The sequence below is a fragment of the Kitasatospora sp. NPDC089913 genome, from assembly GCF_044748625.1.
Taxonomy (GTDB): Bacteria; Actinomycetota; Actinomycetes; order Streptomycetales; family Streptomycetaceae; genus Kitasatospora.
The window spans coordinates 56,644-71,358 of record NZ_JBIVGI010000005.1 but is presented as its reverse complement, the minus strand read 5'-3'; the positions used below and the strand labels follow the sequence as shown (position 1 = coordinate 71,358).

Below are 14,715 nucleotides of genomic sequence, written 5' to 3'. Positions count from 1 at the left end.
GTTCGTTCCCCTTCGCGGACCCGGGGGCGGTAAGCCCTGGGGACGACCATAGACCCTTTCGGTAATGGACGAAAGGGTCTATGGACTATTACCCGCCGGGGGTGCGGCCGGGCCGCGGGCGGGGGTCAGACCAGGCTGTCCCGCCAGGCCCGGTGCAACCGCGCGAAGCGCCCGGCGCCGTCGATCAGCTCCCGCGGGCTGCCGTCCTCCACGATCCGGCCCTGCTCCATCACCAGCACCCGGTCCGCGATCTCCACGGTGGAGAGGCGGTGGGCGATGATCACGGCCGTCCGTCCGGCCAGCACGGTGCGCATCGCCCGCTGCACCGCCTGCTCGCCGGGCACGTCCAGCGAACTGGTGGCCTCGTCCAGGATCAGCACCGCCGGGTCGGCGAGCAGCGCGCGGGCGAAGGCCACCAGCTGCCGCTGGCCCGCCGAGATCCGCCCGCCGCGCTTGCGCACATCGGTGTCGTAGCCGTCCGGCAGCTCGGCGACGAAGGCGTGCGCCCCGATCGCCCGGGCCGCCTCCTCGACCTCGGCCCGGGTGGCGCCGGGCCGGCCGATCGCGATGTTCTCGGCGACGGTGCCGGAGAACAGGAAGGACTCCTGGGTCACCATCACCACCCCGCGCCGCAGCTCGGGACCGGCGAGGTCGCGCAGGTCCACCCCGTCCAGGGTGATCCGGCCCTCGGTCGGGTCGTAGAACCGGGCCAGCAGCTTGGCCACCGTCGACTTGCCGGCCCCGGTGGCGCCGACCACGGCGACGGTCTGCCCGGCGGGCAGCACCAGGTCGAACGGCGGCAGCACCTCCTTGCCGGTGCGGTACGCGAACCGCGTCTTCTCGAAGCGCACCTCCCGGCCCGTCACCGGGGTGGCCGGCAGCTGCTTCGGCTCCGTCGGCTCGGCGACGGTCGGCTCGTGGGCCAGCAGGCCGGCGATCTTCTCCAGCGCGGCGGCGGCCGACTGGTAGCTGTTCAGGAACATCGCCAGCTGGTCGATCGGGTCGAACAGCCGGCGCAGGTAGAGCACGAAGGCGGTCAGTACGCCCAGCTCGACGGCGCCGTCGGTGACCAGCCAGGCGCCCAGCAGCAGCACCCCGGTGGTCCACGCGTTGGCCGTCCCCCGGGAGAGGCCGACGTACCGGGCGATCTCCAGCAGGCCGTCCGCGGTGGCGGTGGCCGACTGCCGGTTCACCACGCCGAACGCCGCGTTGTTGGCCCGCTCGCGGCGGAAGGCCTTGACCGGGCGGATGCCGTTCATGGTCTCGGTGAAGCGGACGATCAGCGAGGCCGCGGCGGTGCGCGAGCGCCGGTAGACCCGGCGCGAGCGGCGGCGGAACGAGCGTGCGATCAGCCACAGCGGCAGGAAGGAGGCCAGTGAGGCCAGGCCGAGCCGCCAGTCCAGCACCAGCAGGACGACCGAGATGGAACAGACCGAGAGGAAGACCGTCAGCAGCTCCTGGAGGCCCTCCGACAGCAGCTCGCGCAGCGCGTCCACGTCGCTGGTGGCGCGGGAGATGATCCGGCCGGAGGTGTAGCGCTCGTGGAAGTCCAGGCTGAGCCGCTGGGCGTGCCGGAAGATCCGCCCGCGCAGGTCCAGCAGGATGTCCTGGTTGACCCGGGCACTGATCTTGATGAAGGCCCACTGGAGCAGGGTGCCGAGCAGCGCGCAGCCCAGGTAGGCGACCACCACCGCGACCAGCGGCCCGGAGTCGTGCTCCCGCAGTGCGGGGATGCCCCGGTCCATCGCGAAGGCCACCAGCAGCGGTCCGGCCTGCAGCGCGGCCTGCTGGAGCAGGATCACCGCCATGGCGGTGGCGATCCGGCCCCGGTGCGGGCCGAGCAGCGAGCGCAGCAGCGCGCGCGGCGCGCCCGGTGGGACGGGGATGTCCTCCTCGTCGGCGGGCGGGGCGGGCAGCTCCTCCTGGTCCGGTGCGGCCGGGTCGGTGCGCGTGGCGGCGGGTTCGACGGTGGTGGTCATCGGGCGGTGCTCCCCTCGGGGACGAGGGCGGCCTCGCCCGACATCAGTTCGCGGTAGCGCGCCGAGTCGCGGAGCAGCTCCTGGTGGGTGCCGACGGCCTCGATCCGGCCCTCGGCGAGGACGGCGACCCGGTCGGCGAGCAGGACGGTGCTCGGCCGGTGCGCGACCACCAGGGCGGTGGTGGCGGCGAGGACCTGGCGCAGGGCGCGCTCGACCAGGGCCTCGGTGTGCACGTCCAGCGCCGACAGCGGGTCGTCGAGCACCAGGAAGGCCGGGTCGCCGACCACGGCCCGGGCCAGCGCGAGCCGCTGGCGCTGGCCGCCGGACAGGCTGAGGCCCTGCTCGCCGACCTCGGTGGCGACGCCCTCCGGCAGCTTCTCGACGAAGCCGGCCTGGGCGGTGGCGAGCGCGGTGCGCAGCCGCTCGTCGTCCGCGCCGGGGGCGCCCATCAGCACGTTCTCCCGGACGGTGGCGGAGAACAGGGTGGGCTCCTCGAAGGCGACCGCGACCAGCTCGCGCAGCCGGGTGCGGTCGAACTCGCGGATGTCCCGGCCGTCGAGGGTGATGCTGCCGCCGGTGGCCTCGTAGAGGCGCGGGAGCAGCGCGGTGAGCGTGGTCTTGCCGCTGCCGGTGGCACCGACCAGGGCCATCGTCTCGCCGCTGCGGATGTGCAGGTCGACGCCGCGGAGCAGGTCGGGGGTGCCGGCCGGGGCGTCGGGGTAGCGGAAGCGGACGCCGGTCAGCCGGATGCCGTCCTGGGTGTCGGCGGAACCTGCGGGGAGGCCGGCGGGGGACCCGTCGGCCTCCGCCTCGGGCTCGTCCAGCACCTCGAAGAAGCGGTCGGTGGCGGTGGCGGCCTCGTTGGCGTAGGCGAGCAGCCAGCCCAGCGACTCGACCGGCCAGCGCAGCGAGAGCGCGGTGGACAGGAAGGCGACCAGGGTGCCGGCGGACAACTGGTCCTGGGCGACCAGGTGGACGCCGACCGCGAGGGCGCAGCCGAGGGCCAGCTCGGGCAGGCCGACGATGACCGACCACAGGTTGGCGAGCAGCCCGGCCTTCCGCAGCTCGGTGCGGCGCAGCTGCCGGGAGTGCTCGCGGAAACGTTCCGCCATCGAGCGGTGGCGGCCGAAGGCCTTGAGGATCCGGATGCCGAGCACGGACTCCTCGACCACGGTGGCGAGGTCGCCGTTCTGGTCCTGGGCGCGGCGGGCGGCGCCGGAGTAGCCGGCCTCGAAGCGGCGGGTGAGGATCAGCAGCGGGACGGCCGGGCCCAGCACGATCAGTGCCAGTCGCCAGTCCTGGGTGAACATCAGCGCGGTGCCGACCAGGAAGGTCACCGTGTTGACGATCAGGAAGACCAGCGGGAAGGCCAGGAACAGCCGCATGGTGTACATGTCGGAGGTGGCGCGGGAGAGCAGCTGGCCGGAGCCCCAGCGGTCGTGGAAGGACACCGGCAGCCGCTGGAGTTTGGCGAAGAGGTCGCCGCGCATCGCCGTCTCGACGCCGGACAGCGGCCGGGCCAGCACCACCCGGCGGGTGTAGAACAGGGCGGCCTCGGCGAGGCCGAGCACGAGCAGCAGTGCCGCCGGGGCCCAGAGGCCGTCGAGGTCGCGCTCGGCGATCGGGCCGTCCACGATCCGGCCGAGCACGGTCGGGACCATCAGGGCGCTGAGCGAGGCCAGCATCGCGGCGCTGACCGAGACGGTCAGCCGGGCGCGGATCGGGCGGACGTAGGGCCACAGGCGCAGCAGCGAGCGCACCGTCGACCGGCGGGGGGCGGGCGGCCCGCTGCCGGGCTCGGGGTCGGAGCCGGTCGCGGAGTCGGGGGCGGCGTCGGGGGCTTGGTTCTCGGCCATCGCGGTGAGGGTAGGCCGGGTACGCGTCATTTCTCATCCGGTTTTTCGGACCTGTCGTCGAGAACCGGCCAGCTTGGGCCGCCCGTCGGTGCCGGAGCGGATGCCGGCCCGGTCGGGGAACGGCCCGGTCAGGGAACGGCCCGGAGCAGGTGCAGGGCGCGGGCGCCGAGCGGGACCGGGTCGCCGGGGAGGTGCCGCCCGGCGGGCCCGCCGTCCGCCGCCGTGTCGACCACGGTCTCGTAGCCGCTGCCGTCACCCGCCCGGGGAGTGCCGGGCAGGACGAAGGGGACCGGGTCGGGGCCGGCGTTGAGCAGCAGCAGGAAGCTGTCGTCGAGCAGCGGGCGGCCGCGGGTGTCCCGTTCCGACATCGCGGTGCCGGCCAGCAGCATGCCCACGGCGGCGGTCGGCGCGAACCAGTCGGCCTCTGTCATCTCCTTGCCGAGCGGGGTGAACCAGGCCAGGTCGGGCCGCCCGCCGGGGGCGGTGGCGCGGCCGGAGAAGAACGCCCGCTGCCGCAGCACCGGGTGGTCGCGCCGGAGCCGGACCAGCCGGGCGGTGAAGTCGTGCAGGCTCCGCCAGGCCGGGTCGTCCAGCAGCGACCAGTCCAGCCAGCTCACCTCGTTGTCCTGGCAGTAGGCGTTGTTGTTGCCGCCCTGGGTGCGGCCGAACTCGTCCCCCGCGGTGATCATCGGGACCCCGGCGGAGAGCAGCAGGGTGGCGGTGAGGTTGCGCAGCTGGCGCCGGCGCAGGGCGGTGACGGCGGGGTCGGCGCTCTCCCCCTCGGCGCCGTGGTTCCAGGACCGGTTGTCGTCGGTGCCGTCCCGGTTGGCCTCGCCGTTGGCCTCGTTGTGCTTGCGGTCGTAGGAGACGAGGTCGCGCAGGGTGAACCCGTCGTGCGCGGTCACGTAGTTGACGGAGGCGTACGGGCGGCGGCCGTCCCGCTGGTAGAGGTCGGAGGAGCCGGAGAGCCGGTAACCGAGCTCCCGGACGTCCGGGCGGGCGCCGCGCCAGAAGTCCCGCACGGTGTCGCGGTAGCGGTCGTTCCACTCGGCCCAGGGCGGCGGGAACCCGCCCACCTGGTAGCCGCCCGGGCCGACGTCCCAGGGTTCGGCGATCAGCTTCACCCGGCTGAGCAGCGGGTCCTGGGCCACCGCGGAGAGCAGCGGGTGCTCCATCGTGACGCCGCCGTCGGCGCCGCGGGCGAGGGTGGCGGCGAGGTCGAACCGGAAGCCGTCCACGCCCATCTCGTGCACCCAGTAGCGCAGCGAGTCGGTGATCAGCCGGACGACCTGGGGGCGACGGGTGTCCAGGCTGTTGCCGCAGCCGGTGTAGTCGGCGTAGCCGCGGGGGCGGTTGGGCGGCAGCCGGTAGTAGCCGGCGTTGTCGATGCCCCGCAGCAGCAGCGCGGGGCCGAGTTCGGCCCCGTCGGCGGTGTGGTTGTAGACGACGTCGAGGATCACCTCGATGCCGGCGGCGTGCAGGGCCCGGACCATCCGCTTGAACTCGCCGACCTGGCCGCCGCGCGAGCCGGCGGCGGAGTAGCCGGCGTGCGGGGCGAAGTAGCCGACCGTGTTGTAGCCCCAGTAGTTGACCAGGCCGCGGGCCTGGAGGTGGTCCTCGCTGACGTGGTGGTGGACCGGGAGCAGCTCGACCGCGGTGACGCCCAGACCGGTGAGGTGGGCGATCGCCGCCGGGTGGGCGAGTCCGGCGTAGGTACCGCGCAGCTCGGGCGGGACGTCGGGGTGGCGGCGGGTGAAGCCCCGCACGTGCAGCTCGTAGAGGACGGTCTCGGCCCAGGGGGTCTTCGGCCGGTGGTCGTCGGACCAGTCGTCGTCGTCCCGGACCACCACGGCTCTGGGCACGTACGGGGCGGAGTCGCGGTTGTCCCGGACGGTGTCGGCGACCTCGGCCTCGGGCCAGTTGCGGACGGCGGAGCAGACCGCGTCGTGCGCGGTGTAGCCGCCGTCGATCGCCCGGGCGTAGGGGTCGAGCAGCAGTTTGGCCGGGTTCCACCGGGCGCCGGTCCACGGGTCCCAGCGGCCGTGCACCCGGTAGCCGTACCGGGTGCCGGGCAGGACCCCGGGCACGAAGCCGTGCCAGGTGTGGGCGTCCTGCTCGGTGAGGCGCAGCCGGCTCTCCCGGCCGTCCTCGTCGAAGAGGCAGAGGTCGACGGCCTCGGCGCCGCCGGCCCAGAGCGCGAAGTTGGTGCCGGGGCGGCCGTCCGGGCCCGGGTGGAAGCGGGCGCCGAGCGGCAGCCGGCTGCCGGGCCAGGGCGGTGCGCCGTCCGGCCGCTCGCCGGGGTGTCCGTGCGCGCGGTGCCCGTTGACGGTCGCGGGGGCGTGCGCGCGCACGGCGGCCGCCGACTCCTGCCCTGACGCCATGGCGGTGCCCTCCCTGGCGGGGTGTCCCGGACCCCGTGCGGTGTCTCATTCCCTGATCGCACCGGACGGAAGCGGCTTAACGCCGTGTTACCGGCGGATGGCGTCCGGGCGCGGTCGTGCCGCTGGGCCGTCGGAGTGGGTGCTTCCGGCGTGTCGGCGTGTCCTGCCGGGGCCGCCGTCGTTGTGCGGGGTATCGGACGGCTACGGCGGGAGGCCCCGGGATGCGGCCCCGAGGACGGATGTGGGCACGGCGGCTGGCGGCGGCGGTCTGCTGCCTGGCCGTGCTGGCCGGGTGCTCCGGCGGTGGCGGTGCGCCGGGGAGCACGAGCGCGGACGCCGTCCGGGCGGAGCCGTCCGGCCCGCCGCCGGTCTCCCGGGCGTCGATCACCGCGCTGCCGGCCGACGACACCCAGAACCTGCCGCCCGAGGGCCCGGTCCGGGTGAGCGTCGCCCAGGGCCGGCTGGTGTCCGTGCGGCTGGCGGACAGCCGGGGCGGCGAGGTGCCGGGATCGCTCTCCGCGGACGGCACCGGCTGGGCGCCGGACGGTCCGCTGCCGCTGGGCACGAAGTTCACCCTGGACGCGGTGGCCGAGGACGACCAGGGGCAGCGGGCGGTCCAGCACGCAGACTTCTCGACCATGGCCCGGGCGCACACCTTCGTCGCCTTCTTCACCCCCGAGGACGGCTCCACGGTCGGGGTGGGGATGCCGGTCTCGCTGCGGTTCAGCCGCCCGGTCACCGACCGGGCGGCGGTCGAGCGGGCGATCGCGGTGACCGCGGACCCGCCGGTGGAGGTGGCCGCGCACTGGTTCGGCGGCCAGCGGCTGGACTTCCGCCCCCGGGCGTACTGGGCACCCGGCACCAAGGTGGCGGTCGCGCTGCGGCTCAAGGACGTCCAGGGCGCCCCGGGCGAGTTCGGCACCCAGAACAAGGACGTCCGGTTCACCGTCGGCCGGCCGCAGGTCTCCACCGTCGACCTGGACGCCCACACCCTCACCGTCCGGGCCGGCCAGGGCGGCCGGGTGGTGCGCACCCTCAAGGTGTCCGGCGGGGACGCCAAGCACACGACCTACCGGGGCGTGCTGGTGGTGTCCGAGAAGTACCGGGTGACCAGGATGAACTCGCAGACCGTCGGGATGGGCGACGAGTACGACATCAAGGACGTGCCGCACGCGATGCGGCTGACCAACTCGGGCACCTTCGTGCACGGCAACTACTGGGCCGACCCGTCGGTGTTCGGCACCGCCAACACCAGCCACGGCTGCATCGGGCTGGCCGACGCCAAGGGCGGGACGAGCGGCGAGACGCCGGCGGGCTGGCTGTTCGAGCACACGATCCCGGGCGACGTGCTGGAGGTCAGGGCCTCGACGGGGGACACGGTGCCGCCGAGCAACGGACTGAACGGCTGGAACCTGCCCTGGGCGCAGTGGGTGGCCGGGAGCGCCCTGCAGCCGGGCGCGAGCCCCTCCGGTGCTCCGGCCGCCGGGCCGGGCGCCGCTGCGTCCCCGGTGGCGTCCCCGCCGGCATCGCCGAGCGCGTCGCAGGGGCCGTCGCCGACCGGGGCGCCGGGTCCGGTGCCGAGCCCTTCCCCGGGCCTCCCCCCGGGCGCTTCCCCGGCCGTCCCTCCGACTCCGTCCCCCGGTTCCAGGCGCTGACGACCGGGTGACGGCGGTGCGGACGATCTTCACGTCCGTTCACCGGCAGCCCTCCCAGGATTCACCCGATCGGCCCAGCTATCCTGCTTGCCGCGCCGAAGCCCGGCGCGGAAGACCGCCGGTCCGGTGCAACCCGTCCGGGCAGCAGCGCGTCCACAGTGATGGACACCGGGAGGGGAAAGACCGTGAAGCAGGTTAGGGCGGCCGACGCCGCGATACGTACCACTGTCACCAGCCGCCGTCTGCGCCGGAGCGCGGTGGCGTTGGCGATGGGCGGGGTGCTGCTGCTCACCGCGGCCTGCAACAGCGGGGGCGACGACAAGGCCGCCGGCGGGGGTGACGCGACCGCCACCGCGGGCGCCGCCGACGCCGGCGCCGCGGGCGGGGGGACGCCGGCGCCCGGCCAGACCTCCGCCGCGCCGAAGACCTCGGCCGCCGTGCTGAACGTCGAGCCCAAGGACGGCTCCCAGGACGTCGCCCCGGACGGCGCGCTCAAGGTCGGGGTGACCGGCGGCAAGCTCACCGCGGTCGAGGTGACCGACAAGGAGGGCAAGCCGGTCGCGGGTGCCATCGCCGCGGACGGCAGCGGCTGGAAGCCCAGCGCCCCGCTGGCCGTCGGCATGGCGTACAAGGTGAACGCCCAGGCCACCGACGCCGAGGGCCTGGTGGCCGCGTCGACCACCTCGTTCACCACGCTGACCCCGGCGAAGAAGATCTCCACCAACGACAACATCGCCGACAACGGGACCTACGGCGTCGGCATGATCGTCTCGGTGGTCTTCAACAAGGACGTCAAGAACAAGGACGCGGTCCTCCAGGGCATCACCTTCGAGGCCAGCGACGGCACCACCGTGAAGGGCCACTGGTTCGGCACCAAGCGGCTGGACTTCCGCCCCGAGAAGTACTGGAACCCGGGCACCAAGGTCGTCATCAAGTACCGCCTGAAGAACGTCGAGGTCTCGCCGGGCGTCTACGGCGACATCGACAAGGACGAGCCGTTCACCGTCGGCCGCTCCCAGGTCTCGGTGGCCGACTCGGCCACCCACCAGATGACGGTGACCCGGGGCGCCGAGAGCCACACCGTGCCGGTGACCCTGGGCGACGAGAAGAACCCCTCCTGGAACGGCACCATGGTGGTGATGTCCAAGGAGAAGGTCACCCGGATGAACTCGCAGACCGTCGGCCTCGGCGGCGAGTACGACATCCCGGACGTGCCGCACGCGATGCGGCTGACCAACTCGGGCACCTTCGTGCACGGCAACTACTGGGCCAACCCCTTCGGCAAGACCAACGCCAGCCACGGCTGCATCTCGATGCAGGACGAGAAGGGCGGCAGCGACGCCTCGGTGGCCGGCAAGTTCTTCAACGACTCGATGATCGGTGACGTGATCACCATCAAGAACTCCAAGGAGAAGGTCGTCTCCCCCGACAACGGCCTGGGCGGCTGGAACATCGCCTGGGCGAACTGGTAGTCGTACCCGCCGGTAGCCCCTGCCAGTCACGGAACGTCCACGACCGGCCCGACCCTCACTCGTTGGGGTCGGGCCGGTCGTGTTCTCGGTGCCGATGCCCCCCGAACGGCGCAACCTTTCCGGTGCACGGTGCGTGTAAATGTCGAACACCGTGACACGAACGAGGGGGACGACGGTGAAGTCGATACGCAAGGTGGTGGCCGCGGGGCTGGTCGGCGGGGCGCTGGTGCTGACCAGTGCCTGCGGGGGGAGCGGGGGCGGGACGGCCGCCAGGGCCGAGCTGGGGGCCGCCGGGACCGCGGGGGTCCCGGCGTCCGCCGCCCCGACCGGCGGGCAGGCGGCCGGGGCTCCGGCCACCGGTGCCGCCGCCGGTACCGCCACCGCCGCTCCCAAGGTCTCGCAGGCCGTGGTGGAGATCCAGCCGAAGAGCGGCGCCGTGGACGTCGCCCCGGACGGTTCGCTCAAGGTCGCGGTGTCCGGCGGGAAGCTCACCACGGTCAAGGTGAGCGACCGGACCGGCAAGGAGGTGGCCGGCACCCTCGCCGCCGACGGGGCCAGCTGGAGCCCGTCCGGCCCGCTGGCGGTCGGTACCGCGTACCAGGTGAGCGCGCTGGCGGCGGACGCCGGCGGTGCGGTCGCCTCGGCCGACAGCAGCTTCACCACGCTGACGCCCGAGCGGGAGGCGAAGGCCGGCGACAACATCCAGGACAACGCCACCTACGGCGTCGGCATGATCGTCTCGGTCACCTTCGACAAGGACGTCAAGAACAAGGACGCGGTGGCCCGCGGCATCTCCTTCGAGACCAGCGACGGCACCGTGCTGAAGGGCCACTGGTTCGGCAGCCGCCGGCTGGACTTCCGTCCGGAGAAGTACTGGAACCCGGGCACCAAGGTGGTCGTGAAGTACCGGCTGAAGAGCGTGGAGATCGCGCCGGGCGTCTACGGGGGCGTCGACCGGGACGAGCCCTTCACTATCGGGCGATCCCAGGTTTCGACCGTTGACGCCAAGACGCACCGGATGACGGTGGTCCGGGACGGGCAGAGCTCGGTCGTGGAGATCACCTCCGGCTCGACCGAGCACCCGACCTGGAACGGCACCATGGTGGTGATGTCCAAGGAGGGCGTGGTGCGGATGCAGTCCAGCACCCTGCCCGGGATGACCGGCGCCCCCTACGACCTGCAGGTCCCGCACTCCATGCGGCTCACCGACACCGGCACCTACGTGCACGGCAACTACTGGAGCAACGCCTTCGGCGAGGACAACGTCAGCCACGGCTGCGTGGGTCTGAAGGACGTCAAGGGCGGCGGAGCGGCCACCTCGGCGGGGCAGTTCTACGACGGCTCGATCATCGGGGACGTGGTCACGGTGCAGAACTCCGCCCGCGGACAGGTCGCGCCGGACAACGGCCTCAGCGGCTGGAACATGGACTGGAGCGCCTGGTAGGCCTTCGGCGGGCCGGCGACCCGGGCCTTGCGAACGCGGGTTCGGGTTGCACCCGGCATATGCCGAAAGAGTAGTGATCGTTTGTTCATTGTCCGTACGCGGCCGCTTGCGTTCCGCAATGATGGGGCGCATGGCGGGTTGGGGCGAAACAGATCAGTCATCGATTCCGGGTTCCAGCTTGGTCGCCGAAGCGTCGTGGGGGTCGTTCCAGGACTCCCTGGCGGCGCTGGAACGGCTCAGCTGCGACGAGCTGGAGCGGCTGTACGCCGGCAGGCTGTGCGACCGGACGACGCCGGGCGAGGTGCGGCTCCCGTCCCGGCCGGAGACCGGGCCGGTGGCGCGCCGGCTGGTGCTCGCGGTCCTGGACGCCTGGGAGCTGCACCAGCACCTGGAGGTGTGCGAGTTACTCACCAGCGAGCTGGTCGCCAACGCCGTGCGGCACGCCGCGGGGCGGACGATCGGGCTCCAGGTGGTGCGCAAACCGGGCTGGCTCCGGGTCGAGGTGCGGGACTCCTCGCGGGCACTGCCCTGCATGATCCTGGCGGAGCCGCTGCCGGTCACCGAGCGCGGGCGCGGGCTCCAGGTGGTCGACGACCTGGCTGACCGGTGGGGTGCCGACCTGCTGCCGCGCGGCAAGGGCGTCTGGTTCGAGCTGAAGGTCCGCGAGCGGGTCTGAACCGCACCGCGCGGACGGTCGGGCCGAAAACACGCAGGGCCCCCGATATCGCCGTGGTCCGGCGGCTGGGGGCCCTTGCAAGTCATCGCGCGGCCAAGGGGGTGCGTGCCGTGCGATGGGTGTCGGCCGTGCCAGGTCGGGCGGGCCGAAGATCGGTTGTCCCCGACGGGCTCTGTCAACTGGTGACGCGCGCCGTCGGACAACACGACTATCGCATGGATCTCAGCATGTGGGCAAACCCGGTGGCTTCGAATGGAAGGTTTGTAACTTAGTTCACCTTCGGAATTTGCATAGGTTCACGTCGGCGCCTGAGATTATTCACGATTGCTCCCTGGGAGGAGCCGCGCTGTCGGCGATCCGCCCCAGGCCGCGGCCTCGCCGCTGCGGGCCCGAAGGGCGTTGGCGGGTCGGTGGGACCGGGTACTGTCGCGTGCATGCGCGCGGGGGACGGGGGAGTGGTGGGGGGTGGCGGACCTCGCCGCCCGGCGCCGACCCGCGCGTGCCGGGCGGGCCGACTTCCCACTGCCGATCATGCTTGACCTGAAGCCGACTTCAATTCCTACCGTGGTCCCGAGGCCGCCCGGCGCACCGCCGGGCGGCGACATCGAGGGGGATCCGTGACGACCACCACCGCCGACAACGTCGTGCCCGAGCGCTACCGCTACGCCGTCGTGCCGCACATCATGGTCGAGGACGCCGCCGCGGCGATCGACTTCTACCGGCGGGCCTTCGGTGCCCGCCAGGACGTCCGGATCGACGCGCCGGGCGGCGGCGTGCTGCACGCGGAGATCAGCATCGGGGCGTCGGTCCTCATGCTCGGCGACGCCGGCGGGGGCGGCGCGCCCTTCACCGCCCCGGCGGCCCTCGGCGGCACCAGCGTCGCCCTGCACGTCTACGTCCCGGACGTCGACGCCCTGACCGCGCGGGCCGAGGCCGCCGGCGCGGAGATCCTCCAGCCGCCGACGGACCAGTTCCACGGCGACCGCACCGCCGTGCTCAGGGACCCCTCGGGTCACTTGTGGATCTTCCTGACCCACCTGGAGGACCTCGCCCCCGAGGAACTCCACCGCCGGGTGCCCGCCGGCTGACCGGGCTGCGTGGGACCGCCCCCGCCCCGACACCGGGAGTGGCTACGGTGGAGGCCGGTCGGCGGGGAGTTCCGCTGCTGTCGCCGGCCGCCACCGCAGCAGGAGGACCGATGACCGCACGACCGGTCGAGCCGCACCGCCCGCACCCCCGCACCCAGGACGAGATCGGCGCCGCGCTGCCGCCGTCCCAGCGGATGGCGTTCTACCGCGACATGGGCTCGGCGGACGAGCACGAGATCGCCGGTGTGCTGCGCCGATGGCGCCTGCGGCTGGAGCTCTACAGCGACCCCGCCACCGCTCGCGTCCACGCCGAGGTCCAGCAGGGCACGGCGCCGGGCCGGGCCCTCTCCGCAGTCCTGCGGGAGCACGGCCGCCCATGAGTGACTGGGACGATCCGTACGACGGCGACGAGGAGCACGACCCCATCGTGCTGTCCCCCCAGGTCGAGGCGGTGTTCGACTTCGCGGTGACGCCGCCGGACGTCGTCCCGGCACTCGCCGCGTTCCTGGTGGGCCTGCGCGAGGTGCTCGACGGCGGCCCGCACCCCGACCGTGCGGAGGCCGTTCCCGGACTTCCGGGCGCCTACTCGGCCCCGCTGGCCCGTGACCTCGGACTCGTTCAGTACCACGCGACCGACACCCCGTACGGGCCCGGTTTCTACGTCGCCCGGGTCGTGTGGACGGACGGCGCCTCCGGGGAGTTCTGAGGGCGAAACACCCGCGCCCCCGCCGGTGGGCGGGGGCGCGGGCGTCGGCGGGCCGGTGTCAGCACTCGATGACGTTGACGGCGAGGCCGCCGCGGGACGTCTCCTTGTACTTGATCTTCATGTCGGCGCCGGTCTCCTTCATGGTCTTGATCGCCTTGTCGAGGGAGACGTGGTGGCGGCCGTCGCCGCGCAGGGCCATCCGGGCGGCGGTGACGGCCTTGACCGAGGCCATGCCGTTGCGCTCGATGCAGGGGATCTGGACCAGGCCGCCGACCGGGTCGCAGGTGAGGCCGAGGTTGTGCTCGATGCCGATCTCGGCGGCGTTCTCGACCTGCTCGGGCGAACCGCCGAGGACCTCCGCGAGACCGCCGGCCGCCATCGAGCAGGCCGAGCCGACCTCGCCCTGGCAGCCGACCTCGGCGCCGGAGATGGAGGCGTTCTCCTTGAAGAGCATGCCGATCGCGCCCGCGGCGAGCAGGAAGCGGACGATGCCGTCGTCGTCCGCGCCGGGGATGAAGTTCAGGTAGTAGTGCAGGACGGCGGGGATGATGCCGGCCGCGCCGTTGGTCGGGGCGGTGACCACCCGGCGGCCGGAGGCGTTCTCCTCGTTGACCGCCATCGCGTAGAGGGTCACCCACTCCATCGCGTTGGCCGGGCCGATGCCCTCGGCACGCAGCGCACGGGCGCCGGAGGCGGCGCGGCGGCGCACCTTGAGGCCGCCGGGGAGTATCCCCTCGCGGGACATGCCGGCCCGGACGCACTCCTGCATGACCTGCCAGATCTCCAGCAGCCCGGTCCGGATCTCCTCCTCGCTGCGCCAGGCCTTCTCGTTCTCCAGCATCAGGCCGGAGATCGACAGGCCGGTCTCCCGGCTGAGCCGGAGCAGCTCGTCACCGGTGCGGAAGGGGTACTTCAGCACGGTGTCGTCGGGCTTGACCCGGTCCGCGCCGATCGCGTCCTCGTCCACGACGAAGCCGCCGCCGACCGAGTAGTAGGTCTTCTCCAGCACGGTGGAGCCGTCGGCCCGGTAGGCCCAGAGGGTCATGCCGTTGGCGTGGTACGGCAGCGAGCGCCGCCGGTGCAGCACCAGCTGGGTGTCCCGGTCGAAGTCGATGGCGTGCGTGCCGAGCAGGTTGAGCCGCTTCTCGGCGGTGATCCGCTCGACGTCGAGGTCGGCCCGGTCGACGTCCACGGTGCGCGGGGAGTAGCCCTCCAGGCCGAGCAGGACGGCCTTGGGGGTGCCGTGGCCGTGGCCGGTGGCGCCCAGCGAGCCGAACAGTTCGGCCCGGACGGCCGTCACCTCGTCCAGCAGGGCCTCGGACTTCAGGCGGCGGGCGAACATCCGGGCGGCGCGCATGGGGCCGACGGTGTGGGAACTGGACGGGCCGATGCCGATGGAGAAGAGGTCGAAGACGCTGATGGCCACGGAGTGACGTCCTTGTCTGGTCTCGTGGGTGG

General features: G+C 73.1%; 11 protein-coding genes. 7 read left to right on the top strand and 4 right to left on the bottom strand.

All coding sequences use genetic code 11. The annotated features are described in order from the left end of the window. Positions 1-125: 125 nt before the first annotated feature. The 3 genes from ACIPYS_RS10115 to glgX form a co-directional block, all read right to left on the bottom strand. Positions 126-1,979 (bottom strand): ABC transporter ATP-binding protein, encoded by a 1,854-nt coding sequence (locus ACIPYS_RS10115; RefSeq protein WP_400745254.1) that lies wholly within the window; start codon positions 1,977-1,979, stop codon positions 126-128. Then, complete coding sequence (locus ACIPYS_RS10110; RefSeq protein ID WP_400745253.1) at positions 1,976-3,835, bottom strand: ABC transporter ATP-binding protein; 1,860 nt, start codon at positions 3,833-3,835, stop codon at positions 1,976-1,978. Before ACIPYS_RS10110 ends, ACIPYS_RS10115 begins: the two co-directional genes overlap by 4 nt. Before the next feature lie 128 nt (positions 3,836-3,963). Further along, a complete protein-coding gene (gene glgX, locus ACIPYS_RS10105) occupies positions 3,964-6,216 on the bottom strand; it encodes a glycogen debranching protein GlgX (RefSeq protein WP_400745251.1) in 2,253 nt (750 codons plus the stop codon). 221 nt (positions 6,217-6,437) lie between these two features. Between glgX and ACIPYS_RS10100 the strand changes: the two genes are divergently transcribed. The 7 genes from ACIPYS_RS10100 to ACIPYS_RS10070 all read left to right on the top strand — a co-directional run bounded on the left by ACIPYS_RS10100 (position 6,438) and on the right by ACIPYS_RS10070 (position 13,257). Continuing rightward, a complete protein-coding gene (locus ACIPYS_RS10100; RefSeq protein ID WP_197698762.1) occupies positions 6,438-7,871 on the top strand; it encodes an Ig-like domain-containing protein in 1,434 nt (477 codons plus the stop codon). Positions 7,872-8,056: 185 nt separating this feature from the next. Further along, entirely contained in the window at positions 8,057-9,343 is a 1,287-nt protein-coding gene (locus ACIPYS_RS10095) for an Ig-like domain-containing protein (protein ID WP_231978578.1), read from the top strand. Positions 9,344-9,518: 175 nt separating this feature from the next. After that, positions 9,519-10,787, top strand: coding sequence for an Ig-like domain-containing protein (locus tag ACIPYS_RS10090; protein WP_400745248.1), 1,269 nt, complete (start codon positions 9,519-9,521; stop codon positions 10,785-10,787). A gap of 178 nt (positions 10,788-10,965) precedes the next feature. Continuing rightward, positions 10,966-11,463, top strand: coding sequence for an ATP-binding protein (locus ACIPYS_RS10085; RefSeq protein ID WP_231978576.1), 498 nt, complete (start codon positions 10,966-10,968; stop codon positions 11,461-11,463). Positions 11,464-12,146: 683 nt separating this feature from the next. Then, on the top strand, positions 12,147-12,551 hold the full coding sequence (locus tag ACIPYS_RS10080; RefSeq protein WP_400745462.1) for a VOC family protein: 405 nt from the start codon (positions 12,147-12,149) through the stop codon (positions 12,549-12,551). Between the two features lie 110 nt (positions 12,552-12,661). Beyond that, a complete protein-coding gene (locus ACIPYS_RS10075; protein ID WP_400745246.1) occupies positions 12,662-12,931 on the top strand; it encodes a hypothetical protein in 270 nt (89 codons plus the stop codon). After that, positions 12,928-13,257, top strand: a complete 330-nt coding sequence (locus ACIPYS_RS10070) for a hypothetical protein (RefSeq protein WP_093860454.1) — start codon at positions 12,928-12,930, stop codon at positions 13,255-13,257. The genes ACIPYS_RS10075 and ACIPYS_RS10070 overlap by 4 nt, the downstream gene beginning before the upstream one ends. A gap of 58 nt (positions 13,258-13,315) precedes the next feature. Here ACIPYS_RS10070 and ACIPYS_RS10065 read toward each other — a convergent pair whose 3' ends face one another. Further along, positions 13,316-14,683 carry an L-serine ammonia-lyase gene (locus ACIPYS_RS10065; RefSeq protein WP_093860453.1) on the bottom strand — a complete coding sequence of 456 codons (1,368 nt, stop codon included), beginning with the start codon at positions 14,681-14,683 and terminating at the stop codon, positions 13,316-13,318. Positions 14,684-14,715 lie beyond the last annotated feature (32 nt).